At 62.6% G+C, this 24196-nt stretch carries 12 protein-coding genes, 1 tRNA gene and 3 rRNA genes; 10 read left to right on the top strand and 6 right to left on the bottom strand.

What is annotated here, in order from left to right:
- Position 1: 1 nt before the first annotated feature.
- From NXY83_RS04565 to NXY83_RS04585, 5 genes are all read left to right on the top strand, one after another.
- On the top strand, positions 2–3754 hold the full coding sequence (locus NXY83_RS04565; protein WP_258804905.1) for a 1,4-alpha-glucan branching enzyme: 3753 nt from the start codon (positions 2–4) through the stop codon (positions 3752–3754).
- 474 nt (positions 3755–4228) lie between these two features.
- Positions 4229–5753: ribosomal RNA gene (locus tag NXY83_RS04570) — 16S ribosomal RNA — on the top strand.
- A 508-nt stretch (positions 5754–6261) separates the two neighbouring features.
- Positions 6262–9388 (top strand): 23S ribosomal RNA (locus tag NXY83_RS04575).
- 216 nt (positions 9389–9604) lie between these two features.
- A 5S ribosomal RNA gene (gene rrf / locus NXY83_RS04580) occupies positions 9605–9721 on the top strand.
- Together the 16S, 23S and 5S rRNA genes form the textbook arrangement of a ribosomal RNA operon.
- A 132-nt stretch (positions 9722–9853) precedes the next feature.
- On the top strand, positions 9854–10363 hold the full coding sequence (locus NXY83_RS04585; RefSeq protein WP_258804906.1) for a hypothetical protein: 510 nt from the start codon (positions 9854–9856) through the stop codon (positions 10361–10363).
- 158 nt (positions 10364–10521) lie between these two features.
- Here the strand turns inward: NXY83_RS04585 and NXY83_RS04590 are convergent, their stop codons facing one another.
- The gene (locus NXY83_RS04590) at positions 10522–11541 is read right to left on the bottom strand and encodes a LacI family DNA-binding transcriptional regulator (RefSeq protein ID WP_258804907.1); all 1020 of its coding nucleotides are present in this window, start codon (positions 11539–11541) and stop codon (positions 10522–10524) included.
- Between the two features lie 38 nt (positions 11542–11579).
- Positions 11580–13313, bottom strand: a complete 1734-nt coding sequence (locus NXY83_RS04595; protein ID WP_258804908.1) for a glycoside hydrolase family 13 protein — start codon at positions 13311–13313, stop codon at positions 11580–11582.
- A gap of 197 nt (positions 13314–13510) precedes the next feature.
- Here NXY83_RS04595 and NXY83_RS04600 point away from each other — a divergent pair, with 197 nt between their 5' ends.
- Positions 13511–14881: an FAD-binding oxidoreductase gene (locus tag NXY83_RS04600; RefSeq protein ID WP_258804910.1), complete on the top strand. Its 1371-nt coding sequence runs from the start codon at positions 13511–13513 to the stop codon at positions 14879–14881.
- Positions 14882–14883: 2 nt separating this feature from the next.
- Here NXY83_RS04600 and NXY83_RS04605 read toward each other — a convergent pair whose 3' ends face one another.
- From NXY83_RS04605 to NXY83_RS04620, 4 genes are all read right to left on the bottom strand, one after another.
- On the bottom strand, positions 14884–16302 hold the full coding sequence (locus NXY83_RS04605) for a DUF4032 domain-containing protein (RefSeq protein WP_258804912.1): 1419 nt from the start codon (positions 16300–16302) through the stop codon (positions 14884–14886).
- 110 nt (positions 16303–16412) lie between these two features.
- Positions 16413–17495 (bottom strand): ABC transporter ATP-binding protein, encoded by a 1083-nt coding sequence (locus tag NXY83_RS04610; protein WP_258804913.1) that lies wholly within the window; start codon positions 17493–17495, stop codon positions 16413–16415.
- A gap of 217 nt (positions 17496–17712) precedes the next feature.
- Entirely contained in the window at positions 17713–18546 is an 834-nt protein-coding gene (otsB, locus tag NXY83_RS04615; RefSeq protein WP_258804914.1) for a trehalose-phosphatase, read from the bottom strand.
- On the bottom strand, positions 18536–20038 hold the full coding sequence (locus tag NXY83_RS04620; RefSeq protein ID WP_309484120.1) for an alpha,alpha-trehalose-phosphate synthase (UDP-forming): 1503 nt from the start codon (positions 20036–20038) through the stop codon (positions 18536–18538). The genes otsB and NXY83_RS04620 overlap by 11 nt, the downstream gene beginning before the upstream one ends.
- 179 nt (positions 20039–20217) lie before the next feature.
- Between NXY83_RS04620 and NXY83_RS04625 the strand changes: the two genes are divergently transcribed.
- The 4 genes from NXY83_RS04625 (at position 20218) to NXY83_RS04640 (ending at position 24194) form a co-directional block, all read left to right on the top strand.
- Complete coding sequence (locus NXY83_RS04625) at positions 20218–21093, top strand: DsbA family protein (protein ID WP_258804915.1); 876 nt, start codon at positions 20218–20220, stop codon at positions 21091–21093.
- 178 nt (positions 21094–21271) lie between these two features.
- Positions 21272–21348, top strand: a tRNA-Thr gene (locus NXY83_RS04630).
- 114 nt (positions 21349–21462) lie between these two features.
- Positions 21463–21885 (top strand): ChaB family protein, encoded by a 423-nt coding sequence (locus tag NXY83_RS04635; protein ID WP_258804917.1) that lies wholly within the window; start codon positions 21463–21465, stop codon positions 21883–21885.
- 140 nt (positions 21886–22025) lie between these two features.
- Positions 22026–24194 carry an elongation factor G-like protein EF-G2 gene (locus tag NXY83_RS04640; RefSeq protein WP_258804920.1) on the top strand — a complete coding sequence of 723 codons (2169 nt, stop codon included), beginning with the start codon at positions 22026–22028 and terminating at the stop codon, positions 24192–24194.
- The last annotated feature ends 2 nt before the right edge of the window (positions 24195–24196 follow it).

Genomic DNA, 24196 nt, shown 5'->3' on the forward strand with positions numbered 1-24196 from the left:
GATGAACCAGCCCATACTCACCCCCGCCCTGACCGCGCTCCTCAAGGAATGGCTTCCGAACCAACGCTGGTTTCCGGTCAAATCCCCGGATTTCGAAATGTCCCAGGCAGGCAGCCTGGGACTGGACGATCCCGCAAGGCACGCAGCCCTGGCCGTGTTCCTGATCAACGTCACCACCCGTGGCGCCGACGGCGGACAGCGGACCGCCGTGGTCCAGGTTCCGCTGAGCTTCCGGGCCGCGCCCGCCGCCGGCATGGAGCGGGCACTTGTGGGCCAGGCCGCCGGGACCGATCCCTCCCGGCCCTGGGTTTACGATGCGGTCCACGATCCCGACTTTGTTGGCGCCTGGCTGGAGCTGATCCGGCAGGAGTCCAAAGCCCCCAGCGGTACCGCAACAGGCTTCCAGGTTCCCGGGAACTACCGGCTTCCAACTGCCCGCGGCGTTGTAAAAGTCCTGTCCGGCGAGCAGTCCAACAGTTCAGTCATAGTGGACGACGGCGAATCAGCTACCATCGTGAAGTTCTTCCGCGTGCTCTCCGAGGGGACAAACCCCGAGGTCGAAGTCGGTGCGGCCCTGACCTCCGCCGGCACCTCTGAAGTTCCCGCCACCCTTGGCTGGGTCCGCGGGGAATGGCTGGCACAGGGCAGGACCGCATCCGGCGACAAGGGCTCACGCACTGTCCAGGGCGAACTGGCAGTGGCGCACGAGTTCCTTGCCGGTGGCCGGGATGCCTGGCGCCTCGCTGTGGATGCTGCCCGTTCAGGGACGGATTTTACGGCAGAGGCCAGGGCCCTCGGGGCCGCCACCGCCACCGTCCATCGGCGCCTTGCCGAAGCCTTGGGACAGTCGGCCGAAAGCGAACCCGGCACGGTGATCGCACCTGGAGTAGCCCAGCGCGTCCGGCAGGCCTGGACGGAAGCCGGTCCCGCCGTCGGGCCCTATGACGAGGCGTTGAACGAGCTGCTGGAGGGCCTCGACAGCGTTCCCGTCGGCCCACTGCAGCGGATCCACGGCGACCTGCACCTCGGCCAGATTCTCCAGGTCCCCCATGCAGCCGGCACCACAGCTGCCGGTGACGGTGCCCGCTGGGCGATCCTCGACTTCGAAGGCGAGCCCCTGAGGCCCATCGCCGAACGGAACGTCCCCGACGTTCCCCTTCGCGACGTCGTCGGCATGCTGCGGTCATTCGACTATGCAGCAGGTGCCGCCCAGCGCGAACAGGATGGCGCGCAGGTGCCCGCCGCGTGGGTAGATGATTGTGCTGAGGCGTTCCTCGCCGGTTATGCGGGCATCACGCCTGGCAGCGTTGACCGGAACTCGCCCCTCTTTGTGGCATTGTGGCTGGACAAGGCGCTATACGAAGTAGTTTATGAAATGCGTAACAGGCCCGACTGGCTGGCTATACCAGTGAACGCCTCCAGGCGGCTCCTTAGCGGTAACAGCGCCGGCGACCAGGCCGGTGCAGCATCGGAAGGTAACGAAATGACAGGCTCAGCACAAACTGACCGGCCGGGAGCGCCGCTGCAGGTAGATGACGGCACCTTGGGCAGGATCGCGAACGGTGAACACCACGCCCCCCACTCCGTCCTGGGCGCGCACCTGGACGACCATGGCCACGTCACCATCCGCACCGTCAAGCACCTCGCGGAAGCAGTCACGGTCATCACGGCGGCTGGCGAAGTTCCTATGGAGCATGAGGCCCACGGCGTGTGGGTGGCCGTCCTTGAACCGCTCCAGCATGGCCACGTTCCGGACTACCGCCTCTCGGTCACCTACCCGGGCGCTGAGGCCGTGACGGTCGACGAACCCTACCGCTACCTGCCCACCGTTGGTGAGGTGGACCTGCACCTGATCGGTGAGGGCCGGCACGAGAAACTGTGGGAGGTGCTGGGCGCCCACGTCCAGCACTACAAGTCCCCAATGGGAGACGTGGACGGCGTGTCCTTCGCGGTCTGGGCCCCCAACGCCCAGGCTGTCCGGCTCAAAGGCGACTTCAACGGCTGGGACGGACGGGAACACTCCCTCCGCTCCCTCGGGTCCTCCGGAGTGTGGGAGATCTTCATCCCCGGCGTTTTGGCAGGGGCGTGCTACAAATTCGAAATCAGGACCAAGTCCGGTTACTGGGTGGAAAAGGCCGACCCCCTGGCCTTCGGTACCGAGGTTCCCCCGCTCACGGCATCAAAGGTGGTGGAACCCTCCTACGCCTTCAAGGATGACGAATGGATGGAGGCCCGCGCCCAGCGGGACCCGCACAACTCGGCCATGAGCGTCTACGAGGTGCACCTTGGCTCGTGGCGGCTTGGACTGGGCTACCGCGAGCTGGCCAAGGAACTGGTGGAGTACGTCAAGTGGTTGGGGTTCACCCACGTGGAGTTCATGCCCGTTGCTGAACACCCCTTCGGCGGGTCCTGGGGCTACCAGGTCACGTCCTACTTCGCGCCTACCTCCCGCTTCGGACACCCGGACGAATTCCGGTACCTGGTTGACACCCTGCACCAGGCAGGCATCGGCGTGCTGCTGGACTGGGTCCCTGCACACTTCCCCAAGGACGCCTGGGCACTTGCCCAGTTCGACGGCGAACCCCTTTACGAGCACGCCGACCCCAACCTGGGTGAGCACCCCGACTGGGGCACGCTGATCTTCGACTTCGGCCGCACCGAAGTGCGCAACTTCCTCGTGGCCAACGCCCTGTACTGGCTGGATGAGTTCCACATCGATGGACTGCGGGTGGATGCCGTCGCCTCGATGCTTTACCTGGACTACTCCCGCGAGGACGGGCAGTGGCAGCCCAACCGGTTCGGCGGCCGGGAAAACCTGGAGGCAATCTCCTTCCTGCAGGAAGTGAACGCCACTGTCTACAAGACCCACCCCGGGGCGGTCATGATCGCCGAGGAATCCACGGCGTTCCCCGGCGTGACAGCCCCCACCAGCAACGGCGGCCTCGGCTTCGGCCTCAAGTGGAACATGGGCTGGATGCACGACTCCCTGAAGTACGCTTCCGAGGATCCCGTTAACCGCAAGTGGCACCACGGCACCGTGACGTTCTCCCTGGTCTATGCTTTCACCGAAAACTTCCTGCTGCCCATCAGCCACGATGAGGTTGTGCATGGCAAGGGCTCGATGCTCCGCAAAATGCCCGGCGACCGCTGGCAGCAGCTCGCCAACCTGCGCGCCTTCCTTGCGTACCAGTGGGCGCACCCCGGCAAGCAGCTCATCTTCATGGGCACGGAGTTCGGCCAGGAAGCGGAATGGTCCGAGCAACACGGGCTGGACTGGTGGCTTGCCGACATTCCGGCACACAAGGGTCTGCAGCTCCTGACGAAGGACCTCAACGAGCTGTACACCTCCACTCCGGCCCTCTACACCCGGGACAACGAGCCCGGCGGGTTCCAGTGGATCAACGGGGGAGACGCCGACCGCAACGTCCTGTCGTTCATCCGTTGGGACACCAACGGCAACCCCCTCGTGTGTGCCATCAACTTTTCGGGAGCTCCCCACGTCAGCTACACCTTGGGAGTGCCGACGGCGGGCGCGTGGACGGAAGTGCTGAACACGGACCACACCACCTACGGCGGATCCGGTGTTCTCAACGACGGGGAGCTCAAGGCCTCGGACGAGGGCCAGGACGGGCAGCCGGCCACCTTGGCCGTCACACTGCCTCCGCTGGGTGCTGCGTACTTCAAGCCCGCAGCAACAAACGTTGGAGCAGCCAAGCCTGGAGCAGCCAGGCCTGGGGGAGCCTCCACAGCCTAGTTCCTTGGCTGGGAGCTTCTGGAAGGCCCGGAATCCGCGTGATTCCGGGCTTTTCCGTGTCCTCCGCCCTGCCGGCCACAGATCGGCTCAGGGTGGAGTTGGCTATCCAGGACGAGTGGTGGTAAAGTTTATATCCGCGCTGCTCCACAGAGTCAGGCGGAAAAACCGACACAAAAGCCTATGGCTGATGATCGTCGCGGACGCCGGTTTGACACGAGTGAGGCCAGCCGGTAGGTTTGAGAGGTTGCTCCGGAGCGATCCTGAACGTTGGTTTGGGTGGTGCCGGGTGTGTCTGTTGTTTGAGAACTCAATAGTGTGCCAAGTTTGTTGATACCGATTTGTTTTATGAATTGGTTGAATTGACTGGATCGTCCGCCCCTGTGGGTGGTCTGGTTTTTACAGCTGGTTTCAAATTTTGCAGTGTGGTGGCCGCGTTTTCCCGTGGTGCCATGTTGTGTCTGTTTTTGTTTTACTTCAACGGAGAGTTTGATCCTGGCTCAGGATGAACGCTGGCGGCGTGCTTAACACATGCAAGTCGAACGATGAAGGGAGCTTGCTCCTGGATTAGTGGCGAACGGGTGAGTAACACGTGAGTAACCTGCCCTTAACTCTGGGATAAGCCTGGGAAACTGGGTCTAATACCGGATATGACTGATCATCGCATGGTGGTTGGTGGAAAGCTTTTTGTGGTTTTGGATGGACTCGCGGCCTATCAGCTTGTTGGTGAGGTAATGGCTTACCAAGGCGACGACGGGTAGCCGGCCTGAGAGGGTGACCGGCCACACTGGGACTGAGACACGGCCCAGACTCCTACGGGAGGCAGCAGTGGGGAATATTGCACAATGGGCGCAAGCCTGATGCAGCGACGCCGCGTGAGGGATGACGGCCTTCGGGGTTGTAAACCTCTTTCAGTAGGGAAGAAGCGAAAGTGACGGTACCTGCAGAAGAAGCGCCGGCTAACTACGTGCCAGCAGCCGCGGTAATACGTAGGGCGCAAGCGTTATCCGGAATTATTGGGCGTAAAGAGCTCGTAGGCGGTTTGTCGCGTCTGCCGTGAAAGTCCGGGGCTCAACTCCGGATCTGCGGTGGGTACGGGCAGACTAGAGTGATGTAGGGGAGACTGGAATTCCTGGTGTAGCGGTGAAATGCGCAGATATCAGGAGGAACACCGATGGCGAAGGCAGGTCTCTGGGCATTAACTGACGCTGAGGAGCGAAAGCATGGGGAGCGAACAGGATTAGATACCCTGGTAGTCCATGCCGTAAACGTTGGGCACTAGGTGTGGGGGACATTCCACGTTTTCCGCGCCGTAGCTAACGCATTAAGTGCCCCGCCTGGGGAGTACGGCCGCAAGGCTAAAACTCAAAGGAATTGACGGGGGCCCGCACAAGCGGCGGAGCATGCGGATTAATTCGATGCAACGCGAAGAACCTTACCAAGGCTTGACATGGACCGGACCGGGCTGGAAACAGTCCTTCCCCTTTGGGGCTGGTTCACAGGTGGTGCATGGTTGTCGTCAGCTCGTGTCGTGAGATGTTGGGTTAAGTCCCGCAACGAGCGCAACCCTCGTTCTATGTTGCCAGCACGTGATGGTGGGGACTCATAGGAGACTGCCGGGGTCAACTCGGAGGAAGGTGGGGACGACGTCAAATCATCATGCCCCTTATGTCTTGGGCTTCACGCATGCTACAATGGCCGGTACAAAGGGTTGCGATACTGTGAGGTGGAGCTAATCCCAAAAAGCCGGTCTCAGTTCGGATTGGGGTCTGCAACTCGACCCCATGAAGTCGGAGTCGCTAGTAATCGCAGATCAGCAACGCTGCGGTGAATACGTTCCCGGGCCTTGTACACACCGCCCGTCAAGTCACGAAAGTTGGTAACACCCGAAGCCGGTGGCCTAACCCCTTGTGGGAGGGAGCTGTCGAAGGTGGGACTGGCGATTGGGACTAAGTCGTAACAAGGTAGCCGTACCGGAAGGTGCGGCTGGATCACCTCCTTTCTAAGGAGCACCTACAAGCGCCGGCCTCGTGTATGCGGGGTGCGGGGGTTTGTCAGGAGTAATGCCCGTTGCGCAGACGATTGTTCTGCGGCGGGTGCTCATGGGTGGAATATCAACAAATAGGTGCCTGGTGGCACGGACCGGCTTGTTAGTACGGACATTCCTTGTGGATGTTTTGGAACGCGCCTGGTGCGGGTTGCGGGGTAGTGTTTGGCACACTGTTGGGTCCTGAGGCAACAGGACCGGGGTTGTTGCGGCTTTGGCTGTGGTGGTTTCCGGGTTTGTTTGTTTCTGGTTTCCTGGCTGCATCGATCATGCGCGTTTGTGTGTGGGGTGTGTGGTTTGGGGTTGTTGTTTGAGAACTACATAGTGGACGCGAGCATCTTTTATAAGAAGCAATTTCCAAGAATATGAACCTGGATCTGGCTGCGCTGTTGATGCCCTTTGGGGTGTTGGGGTGTGGTTGGTTTTCGTGGTTCTCTCGTGAATTAGTTTTTTGATCTTTTGTGGTCAAGTTTTTAAGAGCACACGGTGGATGCCTTGGCATTAGGAGCCGAAGAAGGACGTAGGAATCTGCGATAAGCCTGGGGGAGTCGATAACCGGACTGTGATCCCAGGGTGTCCGAATGGGGAAACCCCGCCGAGCGCGCGAGTGACTCGGTGACCCGCATCTGAACACATAGGGTGCGTGGAGGGAACGCGGGGAAGTGAAACATCTCAGTACCCGCAGGAAGAGAAAACAATAGTGATTCCGTTAGTAGTGGCGAGCGAACGCGGATCAGGCTAAACCGTTCCATGTGTGATAGCCGGCGGGCGTTGCATGGTCGGGGTTGTGGGACTTTCCATACCAGTTCTGCCGGGCTGGTGGGGTGTGATGTGCGCGCATAGGTGAACGGTCTTGAAAGGCCGGCCAGAGAGGGTGTTAGCCCCGTAACCGTAATGCGTTTGTGCCGCCTGTGAGAGTATCCCAAGTAGTACGGGGCCCGAGAAATCCCGTGCGAATCTGTCAGGACCACCTGATAAGCCTAAATACTCCCTAATGACCGATAGCGGACCAGTACCGTGAGGGAAAGGTGAAAAGTACCCCGGGAGGGGAGTGAAACAGTACCTGAAACCGTGTGCTTACAATCCGTCGGAGCAGCCTTGTAGTTGTGACGGCGTGCCTTTTGAAGAATGAGCCTGCGAGTTAGTGTTACGTCGCGAGGTTAACCCGTGTGGGGCAGCCGTAGCGAAAGCGAGTCTGAATAGGGCGTTGCAGTGGCGTGATCTAGACCCGAAGCGAAGTGATCTACCCATGGCCAGGTTGAAGCGACGGTAAGACGTCGTGGAGGACCGAACCCACTTCAGTTGAAAATGGAGGGGATGAGCTGTGGGTAGGGGTGAAAGGCCAATCAAACTTCGTGATAGCTGGTTCTCCCCGAAATGCATTTAGGTGCAGCGTTGCGTGTTTCTTGCTGGAGGTAGAGCTACTGGATGGCTAATGGGCCCTACAAGGTTACTGACGTCAGCCAAACTCCGAATGCCGGTAAGTGAGAGCGCAGCAGTGAGACTGTGGGGGATAAGCTTCATAGTCGAGAGGGAAACAGCCCAGACCACCAACTAAGGCCCCTAAGCGTGTGCTAAGTGGGAAAGGATGTGGAGTTGCTCAGACAACCAGGAGGTTGGCTTAGAAGCAGCCATCCTTAAAAGAGTGCGTAATAGCTCACTGGTCAAGTGATTCCGCGCCGACAATGTAGCGGGGCTCAAGTACACCGCCGAAGTTGTGGCATTCAAATATTAGCTAAGCCCTTGTGGTTCAGGCGTTTGGATGGGTAGGGGAGCGTCGTGTGGGCGGTGAAGTCGCGGTGTAAACCAGCGGTGGAGCCTACACGAGTGAGAATGCAGGCATGAGTAGCGAAAGACGGGTGAGAAACCCGTCCGCCGAATGATCAAGGGTTCCAGGGTCAAGCTAATCTGCCCTGGGTAAGTCGGGACCTAAGGCGAGGCCGACAGGCGTAGTCGATGGACAACGGGTTGATATTCCCGTACCGGCGAAAAACCGTCCATGCTGAACAGGGGATACTAACTGCCCGATACCTGCCTGACCGCCCTTGTGGTGGAAGGGTTTTGGTGGAGCGCAGGACCTGATCCTGGGAGGCAAGCGTATTAACAGGTGTGACGCAGGAAGGTAGCCAAGCCGGGCGATGGTTGTCCCGGTCTAAGGATGTAGGGCGAACGGTAGGCAAATCCGCTGTTCATGATGCCTGAGATCTGATGGGACCCCCGTTTGGGGGGATTTGGTGATCCTATGCTGCCGAGAAAAGCATCGACGCGAGGTTTTAGCCGCCCGTACCCCAAACCGACACAGGTGATCAGGTAGAGAATACTAAGGCGATCGAGAGAATTATGGTTAAGGAACTCGGCAAAATGCCCCCGTAACTTCGGGAGAAGGGGGGCCCCAACCTTGAACACCACTTGCTGGTGGGAGGGGATCGGGGCCGCAGAGACCAGGGGGAAGCGACTGTTTACTAAAAACACAGGTCCGTGCGAAGTCGCAAGACGATGTATACGGACTGACTCCTGCCCGGTGCTGGAAGGTTAAGAGGACCGGTTAGCCTCACGGCGAAGCTGAGAATTTAAGCCCCAGTAAACGGCGGTGGTAACTATAACCATCCTAAGGTAGCGAAATTCCTTGTCGGGTAAGTTCCGACCTGCACGAATGGAGTAACGACTTCCCCGCTGTCTCAACCATAAACTCGGCGAAATTGCAGTACGAGTAAAGATGCTCGTTACGCGCAGCAGGACGGAAAGACCCCGAGACCTTTACTATAGTTTGGTATTGGTGTTCGGAGTGGCTTGTGTAGGATAGGTGGGAGACGTTGAAGCCCGGACGCCAGTTCGGGTGGAGTCATCGTTGAAATACCACTCTGGTCACTTTGGACATCTAACTTCGGCCCGTAATCCGGGTCAGGGACAGTGCCTGATGGGTAGTTTAACTGGGGCGGTTGCCTCCTAAAAAGTAACGGAGGCGCCCAAAGGTTCCCTCAGCCTGGTTGGCAATCAGGTGTCGAGTGTAAGTGCACAAGGGAGCTTGACTGTGAGAGAGACATCTCGAGCAGGGACGAAAGTCGGGACTAGTGATCCGGCGGTACATTGTGGAATGGCCGTCGCTCAACGGATAAAAGGTACCTCGGGGATAACAGGCTGATCTTGCCCAAGAGTCCATATCGACGGCATGGTTTGGCACCTCGATGTCGGCTCGTCGCATCCTGGGGCTGGAGTAGGTCCCAAGGGTTGGGCTGTTCGCCCATTAAAGCGGTACGCGAGCTGGGTTTAGAACGTCGTGAGACAGTTCGGTCCCTATCCGCTGCGCGCGCAGGAAATTTGAGAAGGGCTGTCCTTAGTACGAGAGGACCGGGACGGACGAACCTCTGGTGTGTCAGTTGTACTGCCAAGTGCACCGCTGATTAGCTACGTTCGGATGGGATAACCGCTGAAAGCATCTAAGCGGGAAGCTCGCTTCAAGATGAGATTTCCATACACCTCGTGTGTGAGAGGCCCCCAGCCAGACCACTGGGTTGATAGGCCGGATGTGGAAGCGAGGACTAACGACTCGTGAAGCTGACCGGTACTAATAGGCCGATAACTTACACCACACACCACCCCCCCGCAAACGATCCTTCAAAAGCGTTTGCACCACGGGGTCGGTAAAAAGATAAACAAGACTGCTTGCGTCCACTATGTGGTTCCCAAACAACAAACCAAACCACGGTTCGTTGCCACGGGAACACAACTGAATAACAACACCACAATTGTTGTAACCAAAAACTTCCCACACCACCCCACAGGGGGCCGGTGACGGGTCAAAGGGTTACGGCGGTCATAGCGTGGGGGAAACGCCCGGTCCCATTCCGAACCCGGAAGCTAAGACCCACAGCGCCGATGGTACTGCACCCGGGAGGGTGTGGGAGAGTAGGTCACCGCCGGACATAAATTACGTAGGGCCCTGACAAGCAATGTCAGGGCCCTACGACTTTAACCACCACAACCTGCACCCGAGCAGCCCGGGAAACAACCACAACCGACAAAGCAACAACGGGACGCGGGTAGAGTTGATCACCATGAACAGCCTCTTCAGCCATAGCCAGGAACCGTTGGGAAACAGCGGATCGGCCTTTGAGCCATTGGAGCCCGTGGTCGAGACGGTAGTTGTTTCCGGCAGCGTAGCCCATGCCTTCGCCGGCTTCACCGACCACACTCACCTGTGGTGGCCCCTGGAGTCCCATGGGGTCTATGGGGCTGGGTCCTATGTGGAGTTCGAGGAGAACCTCATCCTTGAGACGGCGGATGACGGGCGCACCACCATATGGGGCACCCTTGATGACTGGCAGCCACCGCTCTCCTTCCACGCCACCTGGCACCCCGGTTCTACAGCACTCTGGTCCACCGAACTGCTCGTTGTCTTTCGAGCGGTGGAAGACGGAACTGAGGTCAGGATCTTCCACGAAGGCTGGGAAGGCGCCGAAGAGCCTGGTGCGGTCCGCGCCAAGTACCTCGAGGCGTGGCCAGTGATCCTGGCCAGATATGCCCGTTTCATGGGAGTTCCAGCCGGGGCCGACGGGGATGCCTGAGGCGATACTCCCCGTCAGCCGCAACCCCTAAATGGCCAAAAACCAAAGGCTCCAGGTCCGCGACCGGGAGCTGCACATGGACAGCCGCCTGGAATCGCTGACCTGCGGGCCCGACGCATGGAGAGCAGGCTCTTCACGGTTCGGGGTTGGCCAGGGACCTACAGCTCCCTGGTAGCCCCTGCCGGCGGCACGGCGGTGCTGTTACGGACCACAAACTCGGCCGGGTATTCCTGGTCAGCAGCAACGCGGGGCGCCGACCCGCCGTCGGACTCTTTCCGGGCATCATCCAGCAGCTCCAGGGCAGTCCTCGCAGCGAGGCGCCCCTGCCCCCGCGGATCCTGGCTGACGGTGGTGAGCCCGAACGTCTCGCCAAGCTCGTGCCCGTCCATGCCCACCACGGAAAGGTCCTGTGGGACCTGCAGCCCGAAGTCGCGTGCGGCCAGGATTGTGCCCATGGCCATTTCGTCAGAGGCCGCGAAGACAGCGGTGGGTCGCTCAGTTGCCGTACCAAGCAGGCGGCGGGCGGAGGCGTAGGCTCCCTGGATAGTGAAATCTGCTGCGACTTGCCATTCCGGATGCACCGATAATCCTGCAGCCTCCATGGCCGACTCATAGCCGGCCTGGCGGATGCCCGGCAGCTTGAAGTCGCGGTTCAGCTCCGCATCGCCGGTCATGTGGGCGATGCGCGTGTGCCCGAGCCGGATCAGATGGTCGGTGGCCAGCCGGGCCAGGCGCTCGTCGTCGATCCTGATTGTGGAAGCGCCCGGCAGGGTTCCACCGATGCCGACAATGGGACGGTGGACAGCAAGCAACTGCTGAATTTCGTCTTCACTGAGCACCAGGGCAACCGCAATCACGGCGTCCAGGCGCTTCCGCAGCAAAAAATCGCTCAGCACGCTGCTGCGCCGTTCCGGCTGGTCGCCCACGTTGTACAGCGTCAGGTCGTAGCCGGCGTCCAGCAGGGCCTCGGAGACCCCCTCCAGCACCGTCGAGAAGTACCACCGGTGCACATACGGCACCACCAGCCCGATGTTGTGGTTGCGGCCTGAGGCAAGGCTGGAGGCATGGTAGGAGGGGACGAAGCCGAGCTCCTGCGCCGCCGTGCGGGCCAGCTCGCGGCTCCGCGGGGAAACGTTCGCCTTGCCGCTGAGCGCCCGCGACACAGTGGCCACTGACAAGCCGGCCCTGCTTGCTACCTCTTTGATGCCCGCCGTGCTCACTCTGCTGCGGAATCCGTTCCAAGCCGGAGCCAGGCCGTCTCGCCCGAAGCGAGGAACTGGCCGGCGCCGGACAGGTCACTGCGAAGGAGGATGTGCCCGGCAGGCATCTCCAGAGGCTCGTGGTTGAGGTTCATAAGCACCAGCGTAGTGCCGTTGACGTAGCCCAAGGAGAAAGCAGTGCACCAGTCCTCAGCCCAGGACAGCGATCCCCGGCCAAGGTTCAACTCGCGCCTAAGACGGAGAATGTCCCGGTACAGCGAAAGGTGCGACGACGGGGAGGCCGCCTGGAGGTCCCGCGCCAAGGCGGCGAAGGATGGTGGAAAGGGCAGCCAGGGATCGTTTCCGGAGCCAAAGCCAAGGTGGGGATCGGCGGCCCGCCACGGCAGCGGTACGCGGCAGCCATCACGCCCAAGGCGTTCCCCGCCCGTCCGGGCGAAGGTGGGGTCCTGGCGTTGGTGCTCCGGGATGTCGACACCGTCCGGCAGTCCGAGCTCTTCACCCTGGTACAGGTAGGCTGCCCCTGGAAGACCCAGCATGAACAGGGAAGCGGCCGCTGCACGCCGGCGGCCGAGTGCGGTATCCGGCTGGGGATCCGCAGGCCCGATTCCGTCCCCGCCACGGGGACCCTGCCCGTTGTAACCGAAGCGGCTGGCGTGCCGGACGACGTCGTGATTCGACAGCACCCAGGTGCTGGGTGCGCCGACGGCGTCCAGTGCCACCAATGAGTCCGTAATGACCGCGCGCAGCCGGTGGACATCGAGTCCGGCGTGAAGGTAGGGGAAGTTAAAGGCCTGGTGCATTTGGTCCGGCCGGACCCAGTTTGCCAGCCGCGGCAGTGGGTCGACGTTGGCCTCCGCACAGAGGATGCGGTCCGGGCCGTACTGGTCAAGGATCTGCCGCCAGTTGCGGTAAATGTCGTGCAGGGCGGGCTGCCCGAACATGGGCGCTTCATGGCCCGGGAACCCGTCGCTGCTGCCGCCGTCTGCGCGCCCGCCCCAGGCAGGCAGGCCCGGAGCTTTGACCAGGGCATGGGCCACGTCCACGCGGAAACCGGACACCCCGCGGTCCAACCAGAACCGGAGCACGCGTTCGAACTCGGCGTGGACGGCAGGGTTGTCCCAGTTGAAGTCCGGCTGTGACGAATCGAAGAGGTGGAGGTACCACTGGTCCGGTTGGCCGTCCGGACCGGCAACCCTGGTCCAGGCGGGTCCGCCAAAGTGGGACTGCCAGTTATTGGGCGCCCCGTGGCCTTCGGGGCCGGTGCCGTCGCGGAAAATGAACATCTCGCGCTCGGGGCTTCCGGCAGGTGCCGCAAGGGCGGCCTGGAAAGCGGCGTGCTGGTCCGAGCAGTGGTTGGGGACCAGGTCCACGATGACCCGCAGGCCCAGCCGGTGGGACTCGGCCATCATGACGTCGAAATCGCCGAGCGTTCCGAAAATCGGGTCTACGTCGCAGTAGTCGCTGACGTCGTAGCCGGCATCCCGTTGCGGCGAACGGTAGAAAGGCGAGAGCCACACAGCGTCCACGCCGAGGTCCGCCAGCTGCGGCAGTTCCTCCGTGATGCCCGCAAGGTCACCAATGCCGTCACCGTTAAGGTCCCGGAAAGAGCGCGGGTACACCTGGTAGATCACGGCGGAGCGCCACCAGCCCGGAATACTGTCGGCAGCATGGATGAGCGTCAGGGGCCCGGCTTCCAATGAAGTGTCGGTGGTCACAGTTTCGACAGACATGAGTGACAGCATAGACCCGGGGATTGCGAAAAATGAAAACGCTTCCATGAGTATTTCTTATGCCATACGTCACTGTTAGGTGTTGATGCTGGTCAGCCGTGGAAGCGCTTGCAGTCAGGGCTTGAAAGTTAAGGCAGGCCGCTCCCGGCTGCGCCCCTAAACTGGGTGGACATGTCCGACGGCGCGTGGAGGCTTAGGTGGGAAGTGTGGTTGACGGGCTCGAAGGCATCCTGGCCGCTGGGCAGGTGGACGTGACAGAGACTGCACTCCACCGGTACGCCGTGGACCAGGCGCCCATCATCGACTTCCAGTTGCCCTTGGCTGTGGTCTTCCCGGAGTCAGTAGCCGATGTACAGGCGGTGGTGCAGGCGTGCGCCGCTGCCGGTGTGGCGGTGGTGGCGCGCGGCGCGGGAACCGGAGTGTCCGGCGGTGCCCATGCAACAGAGAATTGCGTCATCATGTCCCTGGAACGGATGGACCGCATCCTCGCGCTTAGTCCGGACGATGAGACAGCCGTGGTGGAGCCGGGAGTAGTCAACGCCGTGCTCAATGAGGCAGCGGCCGTGCACGGCCTCATGTACGCGCCGGATCCTGCAAGCTTCCGGACGTCGACCATCGGCGGCAACGTGGCCACCAACGCCGGCGGGCTGCGCTGCGCCAAGTACGGCGTGACCAGGGACTCTGTGCTTGCCCTCGACGTGGTGCTGGCGGACGGTTCGCTTCTCCACACCGGTCACCAAACCTTCAAGGGAGTGGCCGGCTATGACCTCACCGGGCTGTTCGTGGGGTCTGAGGGAACGCTGGGCATCGTAGTGGGTGTCACCGTACGCCTGAAATACCTGCCGAAGGACGTGCATACCGTGGCGGCCTTCTACCCTGACTTCCGTTCGGCGGCAGCGGGCGTTCTGGCAGTAGGGAAGGCCCGCGTCCAGCCCGCCATCATGGAACTGCTCGACGGCGGCACCCTGGCCCAGCTTGATGATATCCACGGTTCCGACCTGACCGCCCGGGGCCGGTCCCTGCTCCTGGTGCAAACGGACGGGTTCGGCGCCGCCGCCGAGGCCGAGGTCGTGCGCGAAGTGCTGCGGGCAGGCGGGGCAGTCGTCACCACTGAAGCCAGTGCCGAAGCCGAACGCCTCGTGGAGCTCCGGCGGCACAGCAGGGGCGTGGAGGTGGACGACGAATACCGGGTGGGCGAGGACGTCGCCGTTCCGCGCTCACGCCTGGTGGACTATGTTGCCGCACTGGAAGCCATGGCAGCGCGCGAGGAAGTGCACCTTAAGGTGGTGGCGCATGCCGGGGACGGCAATTTGCACCCCACGTTCTGGATCGACCGGTATGCCAGCGGTGTTGATGCTGCAGCAATGGCAAGGCTTCAGCAGGTCCTGGATGAATCCATCACCGCAGCCCTGGCCATGGGCGGCACCATTACGGGGGAGCACGGTGTGGGCCAGTACAAGCTGCGGTGGCTGGGCCAGGAGCAGCCGGAACCGCTGCGGGAGCTGCAGCGCAGAATCAAGGAACTGTTCGACCCTGCCGGCATCCTGAACCCCGGGAAAGCGATCTAGCGCTAGTCGTCCGCGTCAGGGTATTCGTCGATGGACTCTTCCGCTCCGTAGCGGGACTCCTCGGTTTCCACCTCAAGGATCTTCAGCAGACCGGTGTCAGGATTGAGCATGATGGCGGCTTCGTCCCTGCGGTGCCGCAGGATGGAGTCGATGTAGGACTGCACGGCCTCGGCCAGCGGGATGTGGCGTTCCTGCTTTTCGGACATGTACCAACGGTGCTCCAGGACCTCGTGCACCACTTCGGCCGGTTCGAGCTTGCCGGACAGGTCGCGGGGGATGGAACGGACAATGGGTTCAAAGACCTGGCTGACCCAGAGGTGCGCGCTGTATTCCTCGTCCATGTCCGGGTTGTTGTCCGCGCGGAAGGAATCCATGTCGTTGAGGAGGCGGCGGGCCTGGTTCTCCTGCGCGTCAATACCCGTCAGCCGCAGCAGGCGGCGCATGTGGTGCCCGGCGTCCACAACCTTGGGCTGCAGCTGGATGGTGGAGCCGTTCTGCGTGGTTTTGATGGCGTATTCCTCGACGTCGAAGCCGAGTTCATTGAGCCGTCGGATGCGTGCCCCTACGCGCCAGCGCTCGCCGAGTTCGAAGGATTCCTTTTCCGTCAGTTCCGCCCAGAGGCGGCGGTAGCTGTCCATGATGAGCTCACTGGTGGCCACGGGGTCCACCTTTTCCTCGATCAGCCCGCCATCCAGCAGGTCCATCAGTTCGCCGGCGATGTTTACCCGGGCGATTTCCAGGTCGTATTCGCGCTGTCCGGTGGAGAGGTCCGGGTACAGCTCGCCGGTCTCGGCATCCACGAGGTAGGCGGCGAAAGCGCCGGCGTCACGGCGGAACAGGGTATTGGACAGGGACACGTCGCCCCAGTAGAAGCCGATCAGGTGCAGCCGCACCATGAGCAGCGCCTGGGCGTCGATGAGGCGCGTAAGGGTGTCCTTGCGGAGCATCTGCGAGAACAGGGCACGGTACGGCATGGAGAACTTGAGGTGCCGGGTGACCAGTACGGGGTTCAGCGGGCGCCCGTCAAGGGTGGTACGGCCGGTGATGACCGCCACCGGTTCCACGCAGGGGACGTCCAGCCGGGCGAGCTTGCGGAGCATGTGGTACTCGTGCCGGGCGACGTGCTCGGAGGTTTCCTTGATGGCGATGACTGATCCGCCGAGGTGGGCAAAACGCACGATGTGGCGGGAGATGCCGCGGGGGAGGGCCGCGAGGTTTTCGGCGGGCCAGTCCTCCAACGCAATGTGCCAAGGGAGGTCCAGGAGTTCGGGATCAGCGGCTGCCGCGGTGATGTTCAGGGAACTGGAGACCGAGGCGACTTTGCCGTCATCGGCACTGGCAGCCACGAACCGCGGCAGCTTTCCGATCTGCGCGTAGTCGGTGGGTTCATCGTGCCACTGGGCGCTGTATTCCTCGGTCATAACTCAATTCTTCCGTACTTGGAGGCGGCCAGCTAATCTTCCGCCAGCCTGGTTAAAAGCCGACGGCGGCCCATCCGGAAAGGAGGGCCGCCGTCAGTTATTTAGGTGGATTAGTCGCCCAGGCGCAGGCCGGTCTTGGTGTCGAACAGGTGCACGTGGCCCGACTGCGGACGGACGTAGATGGTTTCGCCCTTCATCGGGGGGCGGCGGCCGTCGACGCGTGCCACGATGTCGTGGTCCTTGCCGTCCAGCGTGGTGTGGCCGTAGACGTAGGCGTCAGCACCGAGTTCTTCAACGACGTCCACCTCTACCTGGAGGCCTTCACCGTGCGCGGCCTGCTCCAGGTCCTCGGGGCGTGATCCCAAAGTGACGGTGCTGCCGTGGGCCTCTTCGAGGACGTTGCGCGGTACGGGGTAGACGGTACCGCCGAACTGGACGCCGCCGTCGACGACGGGGAGCTCGAGCAAGTTCATGGCGGGGGAACCGATGAAGCCGGCCACGAAAACGTTCTTCGGCTTGTCGTAAAGGTTGCGGGGGGTGTCCACCTGCATCAGCAGGCCGTCCTTCAGCACAGCCACGCGGTCACCCATCGTCATTGCCTCGACCTGGTCGTGGGTCACGTATACCGTGGTGACGCCCAGGCGGCGGGTGAGGGATGCGATCTGGGTACGGGTCTGGACACGGAGCTTGGCGTCCAGGTTGGACAGCGGCTCGTCCATCAGGAAGACCTGCGGGTTACGCACGATGGCGCGGCCCATGGCAACACGCTGGCGCTGGCCGCCGGAGAGGGCCTTCGGCTTGCGGTCCAGGTAGGCCTCGAGGTCGAGGAGCTTGGCGGCTTCGCGGACGCGCTCGGCCCGCTCTTCCTTGGAGACGCCGGCGATCTTCAGGGCGAAGCCCATGTTGTCGGCCACAGTCATGTGCGGGTACAGCGCGTAGTTCTGGAAAACCATCGCGATGTCGCGGTCCTTCGGGGGAACATCGGTGACATCGCGGTCGCCGATCAGGATGCGGCCTGCGTTGACGTCCTCAAGTCCTGCGAGCATGCGCAGGGAGGTGGACTTGCCGCAGCCGGAGGGTCCAACGAGGACCAGGAATTCGCCATCGGCGATGTCGATGTTGAGCTTATCGACGGCGGGCTTTTCTGTGCCCGGGTACAGACGCGTAGCGTTATCAAAAGTAACTGTAGCCACAGTTATCAATCCCTTCACCGGCAGGTACGTGCCGGACGATCCGTTGTGAATGGTTCATGTTTGTTCAGTTTTGTGTTGCTTGTTGCGTTCCGGCTCGGCCGGAGCGCACTCAGTGACGCCGCACGGTGTCTGTGCGCCACATCACAACCAAGAGTATGTCAGAATCTTCACTTATTGTCGTAAATGTTACGGACGTCACAGGTGGGCTTGCCCACTTTTAGCCGGAGGCGGCCTGCGGATCCTCTTCTGCCACGGCGATGCTCCGGGCCTGCAGGAGCGCCTCCAGCAGCTCTGCCACATGGACCGGAGCTTCCACGCGATACTGCGCCTGGGTGAAGTCCAGCCCCACCTTCACGCCCACGTCTCCGGGGTTGAGCCGGGCCAGGGCATCCTCGTCGGTGGTGTCATCGCCGGCAAACAGCACGGCGGTGGCTCCCGTGATCTGCCGCAGGAACGTCACGCCCTCGCCCTTTGAAGCGTTGACGATCGACGTTTCAAGAACCCGTTTTCCGTCTTTCAGGAAGACTCCCTTGCGGTCCTGCAGCAGTGAGCGTGCAGCCGCCACCGCGTCCTGGGCCACGTCGTCGGCGGCGAGCCGGGTATGCAGCACCACGCCAGCCGGCTTGTCCTCCAGCATGGTGCCAGGGGCTTCCTCAACGATTTCCGCCAGGATGGCCCGGACCTCGGCCAGCAGAGCCTGCTGCCCGTCATCCAGGGTCAGCCCGGTGGATCCCGGTCCCAGCCACGCTTCTGCCCCGTGGCTGCCGATGAGCAGCGAGTCCACCGGTGGCGACGCCACGGCACGCAGGCTGGCGAGGGCGCGTCCCGAGATGAGCGCCGTCGTCGTCCGCGGAAGCACGGCAAGTCCTGCGAAGGCTGCGGCCGCACGCGGGAGTGGGCGTGCGTCATCGGCATGTCCGACGATGGGCGCCATGGTTCCGTCGAAGTCCATGGCCACCAGAAGGTGCTCGGTGCGGGCGATGCGCCGGATGGCTTCGCGGAGTTCCGGCGACAGTGCCAGCGGATTCTTGGGACGGCCGTCAGGAGTCATCCCGGACCACCTTTTCGTTCAGGGCATGCAGGAAATCGGCGGACCAGTGGTCAACGTCGTGTTCGAGGATCTGCTTGCGCATGGCCCGCATTCGCCGGGCGGCATCCCGGGGTGACATGTCCACCGCACGCATGATGGCACCTTTAAGCCCATCGATGTCGTGCGGGTTCATGAGCAGGGCCTGCTTGAGCTGGTCAGCGGCGCCGGCGAATTCGCTCAGGACCAGGGCGCCGTCGTTGTTGGTCCGGGCGGTCACGTATTCCTTGGCCACCAGGTTCATGCCGTCCCGCAGCGCCGTGACCAGCATGACGTCTGCGGCCAGGTAAAGGGCCACCATCTCCTCCACCGGATAGCTGTGGTGCAGGTAGCGGACGGCAGTGTTTTCGATGGTGTCGTAGGTGCCGTTGATGTGGCCCACGGTGCCTTCCACCTCCTCCCGCAGGAGCCGGTACTGTTCGACGCGCTCGCGGCTGGGGGAGGCCACCTGGATCAGGGTGGCGTTGCCCACGGAGAGTTTGCCGTCGGCCAGGAGTTCTTCGAACGCCTTCAACCGGTGCCGGATGCCCTTGGTGTAGTCCAGGCGGTCCACGCCCAGCAGGATGGTCTTGGGATTGCCCAGGTCCTGGCGGATCTGCCGGGCACGCTCGATGATCTCCGGCTTGGCGGCAAGCTCGCTGATCTGCTGGACGTCGATGGAGATCGGAAAGGCCTGCGCCCGGGCGATGTGGGTAATGTCGCCGTTCTGGCCTTTCACGTGCACTTGCTGCTGCTTGACGCTGGCTCCCAGGAACCGCCGCGCCGAGCGCATGAAGTTTCCGGCATCGCTGGTCCGCTGGAAGCCCACCAGGTCGGCGCCGAGCAGGCCGTCAATGATGGCCTGCCGCCACGGCAGCTGCGCAAAGATTTCCGGCGGCGGGAACGGGATGTGGTTGAAGAACCCGATCCGGAGGTCCGGCCGCGCTTCGCGCACCAGCCGCGGCACGAGCTGCAGCTGGTAGTCCTGGATCCACACAGTCGCTTTATGGTCCGCGTAGCGTACGACGGCGTCGGCGAACCTTTGGTTGACCTTGCGGTAGGCGTCCCACCAGGTGCGGTGGAACTCCGGCGGCGCGATGACGTCGTGGTACAGCGGCCACAACGTGGCGTTGGAGAAGCCCTCGTAATAAAGCTCCACGTCATCCGTGCTGAGCTGTACAGGCACCAGGTCCATGCCCCCGTGGCTGAACGGTTCCACCGTCTCGTCCGGCGCCCCGTGCCAGCCCACCCAGGCGCCGTCGGTCTTGGTCATCATGGGCGCGAGTGCCGTCACCAGCCCGCCGGGGGATCGGCGCCAGCCGGAGCCGTCATCCCCGCTCTCGCCCGGAGCGCAACGGTCAACGGGCAGTCTGTTGGAGACCACCATGAAGTCGTACTTGGTCTCTCCGCCGTTGCTTGAACCGGCGGCGCCGTGCGCAGCTGTGGCGGCGGGTTTTTCCTGGACAGGTGATTGCATTGCGGCCCCCTGGGGTTGCTTGTGCGTCTCAGCCCACCCTAACGGGACGGAATCATCCGTGCTATTCGTCCGTTAGTCAACCGGAGGAATACTTGAAAGCGCAAGCTCTCAGCTTTCTCCCCTAAAATGAGGTAGCTGCCACTGAGTGGTCCCCCCACGTCGATCGACCCAAGGAACACATGAGCCCCGCAAACGAAGTACGTAAGTCGAAAGCTGAGCGAACTGCGGAGGCGCGCGAAAAGGCGCGCCTGATCCGCGAAGCCCAGCTGAAAAAAGACAAGCGCAATAAGCTCCTGATCGGCTGGGGCATCGTGGCGGCCGTGGTGGCTATCCTGGCGGTCGTGGCCCTGGTGGTCACCACCAGCATCCGGCAGAACACCCCCATTGCTGACCAGGGACCCGTGCCCGCCAACGCCAACATCAACGGTGGCGTTACCCTGCTGGCGAACAACGAAGTCAAGAAAACGGACGCCGCCACCGTGGACATGGCCAACCTGCCGCCCAAGCCGGAGACGCTGCCCAGCCCCGTCGTTGCCCCCGGTGCCGAGGCCGAAGAGGGCCAGCCCGTGAAGATCGTGGCGTACATCGACTTCATCTGCCCGGTCTGCAAGCGCTTCGAGGACACCTATAACGAGGCCCTGACAGGCCTTCGCAACGAAGGCAGGATTTCCCTCGAGTACCGCCCGCTGGGCTTCCTTGACCGGTTGTCCACCACCAACTACTCCTCACGGGCAGCTAACGCGGCCGCATGCGTAGCGGACCAGGCTCCGGAGAAGTACGCCGAATACGTTGGAGTCCTGTTCGCCAACCAGCCTGCAGAAGGCGGGGCAGGCCTGTCCGATGACAAGCTGAAATCCCTGGCCAGCGACATCGGTGCGGACATCAACAGCTGCGTCGACGACAAGACCTTCCGTCCCTACGTCAAGTACTCCACCGAACTGGCGTCCAACACCGGCATCACCGGCACGCCTACCGTATTCATCGACGGCAAGCAGTGGGACGGCAGCACGGACCTGAACGCCGATATCCAGGCCGCCATCGACGCAAAGGCCTAAAGCGCGCAGGACTCCCTGCTGGGGGCCCGTCCCGGATGTGTTCCGGGGCGGGCCCTTTTCTGTGGAACGGTTGCGTGGCCGGTTTCCTGTGTGCGGGCGTCTGCGGGACGTTTTTACCAGCGGCGGGAGTTGGGCTACCCTTATCTAGCGCCGTTCAGGCGCCTGCCCGCAGGGGCATGCCTCCTTAGCTCAGTTGGCCAGAGCACCGCTCTTGTAAAGCGGGGGTCGTCGGTTCGAATCCGACAGGGGGCTCCAAGAAGAACCGCGCCGTCCCGAAGCGCCGGGATACGGCGGACGCAAGCCCGGCCCCCGGCGTTAAGCTGGTGTCATCCGAATAATCAGTTTGCTGATAAAAGGAGGATGGTTGCCATGCCGAAGACCGGCAGGAATGATCACGCCCGCAAGGACGAGCTTCCTTCGACGCTGCAGCGCTCTGAGCAGAAAGCCCAGGACACCTTCGCGAAAACCTACGATTCCGCCCTTGAGTCCTACGACAATGACGAAAGCCGGGCCGCCAGGGCGGCATATGCATCCCTGAAGCACAGCTACGAAAAGGTGGGCGACCACTGGGAACCGAAGGAAGAGCGGGGCCCCTCGGACAAACGCGCGGAGGAAGGCATCCAGTCCTCCGAACCCACCGCAGGGGGCGTGAACGCGAACGCCTCCAAGGAGCACCTCTACAAGCTTGCCAAGGAACTGGACGTCAAGGGCCGCTCGAAGATGGACAAGGGCGAACTGGTCAAGGCGCTGCAGAAGGCCAACGACGCAGCCACCCGCAAGGCAAGGAAATAGCCGTCCCGCCGGCCATTCCCCTGTAGGAAGGGAACACATCCCTCCTGGTCCGCCGGCGCTCTTGCCCTAACGCCTCCCAGGGTGTCGAATCAGAGGACACGCTAGGACGGGTTGCACGGCAAGGACGCCAGGAGGTTCCCATGTCAGTGAAAGGCACAAAGGACACAGCGAGGACATCCGGCGGCCGGAACGGACCTGAAGCACGCCGCGGCGATGGTTCTGCCGGGATCGCGGCAGAGGATCCGGCAGGGATACGCAACATAGCGCTTGTGGGGCATTCGGGCGCAGGAAAAACGCTGCTGATCGAAGCCCTGCTGTCCGCCAATGGCATGATCACCCGCAAGGGATCCATCGCGGACGGGACAACCGTCAGCGATTCCGATCCTGCCGCAGTCCACCAGCAGCGGTCCGTAACGCTCTCGCTGGTGCCGCTGCTCATCGACGACATTAAAGTCAATCTCCTGGACACCCCCGGCTACCCCGACTTCATCGGTGAAATGCGTGCGGGGCTGCGGGCAGCGGACGCCGCCCTTTTTGTTGTCTCGGCCGTCGATGGGATCGACGCCACCACCACGGCACTGTGGGGCGAGTGCGGGCACGCGGGGCTGCCACGCGCCGTCGTGATCACGCGGATGGACCATCCGCGCGCAAATTACGACGTCGTCCTCGCCGAGTGCCGGAAAGCGTTCGGCGACAGCGTCCTGCCGCTCTACCTCCCGGTCCGCTCGGGCGGGGATGTCAGCGCCCTCCTCGGGCTGCTGTCCCGGACTGTCTCCGACTATGCCTCCGGGGAAATGCCCGCCACGCGCGTGGCAGACGCCGGGGAGCTGGCGGCCGCCGAGGCTGCCCGGGGTGAGCTGATCGAGGGGATCATCGCGGAGAGCGAGGACGAAACCCTGATGGACCGGTATCTGGAAGGCGAGGACATTGATACCGGCGTCCTCATTGACGATCTGGAAACCGCCGTTGCGCGTGGTTCCTTCTTCCCGGTCCTTGCGACGTCCGCAGTGACCGGACTTGGCACGGCTGAGTTGCTGGAAGTACTGGTCCGGGCCTTCCCCCCACCAACCGAGCGGAGCCTGCCCGGCGTGACCGACCTGGCCGGCCAGCCCGGGGGGTCATTGGCCTGTGACCCCTCGGGACCATTGGCAGCCGAAGTTGTCCGGACCTCCATCGACCCGTTCCTGGGCCGGATCTGCCTGGTCCGGGTGTTCTCCGGAACCCTCCGCGAGGACTCAGCAGTGCACGTTGGCGGCCACGGGTTGGCGGACCGCGGCCACCAGGACCACGACACGGACGAACGCGTTACCCACCTCTACTCTCCGCTCGGTGCCAGCCTGCGGCCAGTGCCCTTTTGCCTGGCAGGGGACATGTGTACCGTGGCCAAACTCGGCAGTGCTGAAACGGGAGATACCATTTCGGCGCGGGACAAGCCGCTGATGCTCGCCACCTGGGAGATGCCTGAACCGCTGCTGCCGGTAGCGGTGGAACCTGACTCCCGCAGCGATGAGGACGCCCTCGCGCGGAGCCTTGGAAAAATTGCAGCCGGTGATCCCACGCTCCGGGTGGAGAGGAACGCCGAAACACATCAGCTGGTCCTGTGGTGCATGGGCGAGGCACACGCTGAAGTGGTGCTGGACAGGCTTCGGGAGCAGGGCGTGAAACTGCATACCGTAGGCGTGGTGACGCCGCTGCGGGAAACCTTTGCTGCCCCGTCGGCGGGACACGGACGCCATGTAAAGCAGTCCGGCGGCCATGGACAATACGCAGTCTGCGATATCGAAGTGGAGCCGCTGGACCGCGGTGGGGGATTCGAATTCGTGGACAAGACGGTGGGTGGCGTCATTCCCGGGACTTTCATTCCATCGGTCGAAAAGGGCGTCCGGGCGCAGATGGAGAAGGGGGTCTCCGCAGGGTTTCCGGTGGTGGACGTCCGCGTAACCCTGACGGGCGGCAAAGCCCACAGCGTTGACTCTTCGGACGCCGCGTTCCAGGCGGCCGGGGCATTGGCTCTGCGCGAGGCGGCCGCCGCGGGGAAAATCCAGCTCCTGGAACCCGTGTCGGCCGTGAGCATCACCGTAGTGGACGAGCACGTAGGTTCTGTCATGAGCGACCTGTCCGCACGCCGGGGAAGGCTCACCGGCACCACCTCGACCGGGGACGGGCTGACGGACATCAGCGCAGAGGTGCCGGACCAGGAACTGCTGCGCTACGCCGTCGAACTGCGGGCATTGACCGCCGGAACAGGAAGGTTCACCCGCCGATACCTGCGCCACGACCCGGTACCCGCCAGCTTCAGCCCATCCTGACC

The organism is Pseudarthrobacter sp. NS4, from assembly GCF_024758005.1.
In the GTDB taxonomy this organism is placed as follows: Bacteria; Actinomycetota; Actinomycetes; order Actinomycetales; family Micrococcaceae; genus Arthrobacter.

Bases quoted from the DNA above. Each gene is read 5' to 3' on its own strand.
- NXY83_RS04565 (WP_258804905.1), top strand. From the start codon at position 2: ATGAACCAGCCCATACTCACCCCCGCCCTGACCGCGCTCCTCAAGGAA.
- NXY83_RS04585 (WP_258804906.1), top strand. From the start codon at position 9,854: ATGAACAGCCTCTTCAGCCATAGCCAGGAACCGTTGGGAAACAGCGGA.
- NXY83_RS04595 (WP_258804908.1), bottom strand. From the start codon at position 13,313: ATGTCTGTCGAAACTGTGACCACCGACACTTCATTGGAAGCCGGGCCC.
- NXY83_RS04605 (WP_258804912.1), bottom strand. From the start codon at position 16,302: ATGACCGAGGAATACAGCGCCCAGTGGCACGATGAACCCACCGACTAC.
- otsB (WP_258804914.1), bottom strand. From the start codon at position 18,546: ATGACTCCTGACGGCCGTCCCAAGAATCCGCTGGCACTGTCGCCGGAA.
- NXY83_RS04620 (WP_309484120.1), bottom strand. From the start codon at position 20,038: ATGCAATCACCTGTCCAGGAAAAACCCGCCGCCACAGCTGCGCACGGC.
- NXY83_RS04625 (WP_258804915.1), top strand. From the start codon at position 20,218: ATGAGCCCCGCAAACGAAGTACGTAAGTCGAAAGCTGAGCGAACTGCG.
- NXY83_RS04635 (WP_258804917.1), top strand. From the start codon at position 21,463: ATGCCGAAGACCGGCAGGAATGATCACGCCCGCAAGGACGAGCTTCCT.
- NXY83_RS04640 (WP_258804920.1), top strand. From the start codon at position 22,026: ATGTCAGTGAAAGGCACAAAGGACACAGCGAGGACATCCGGCGGCCGG.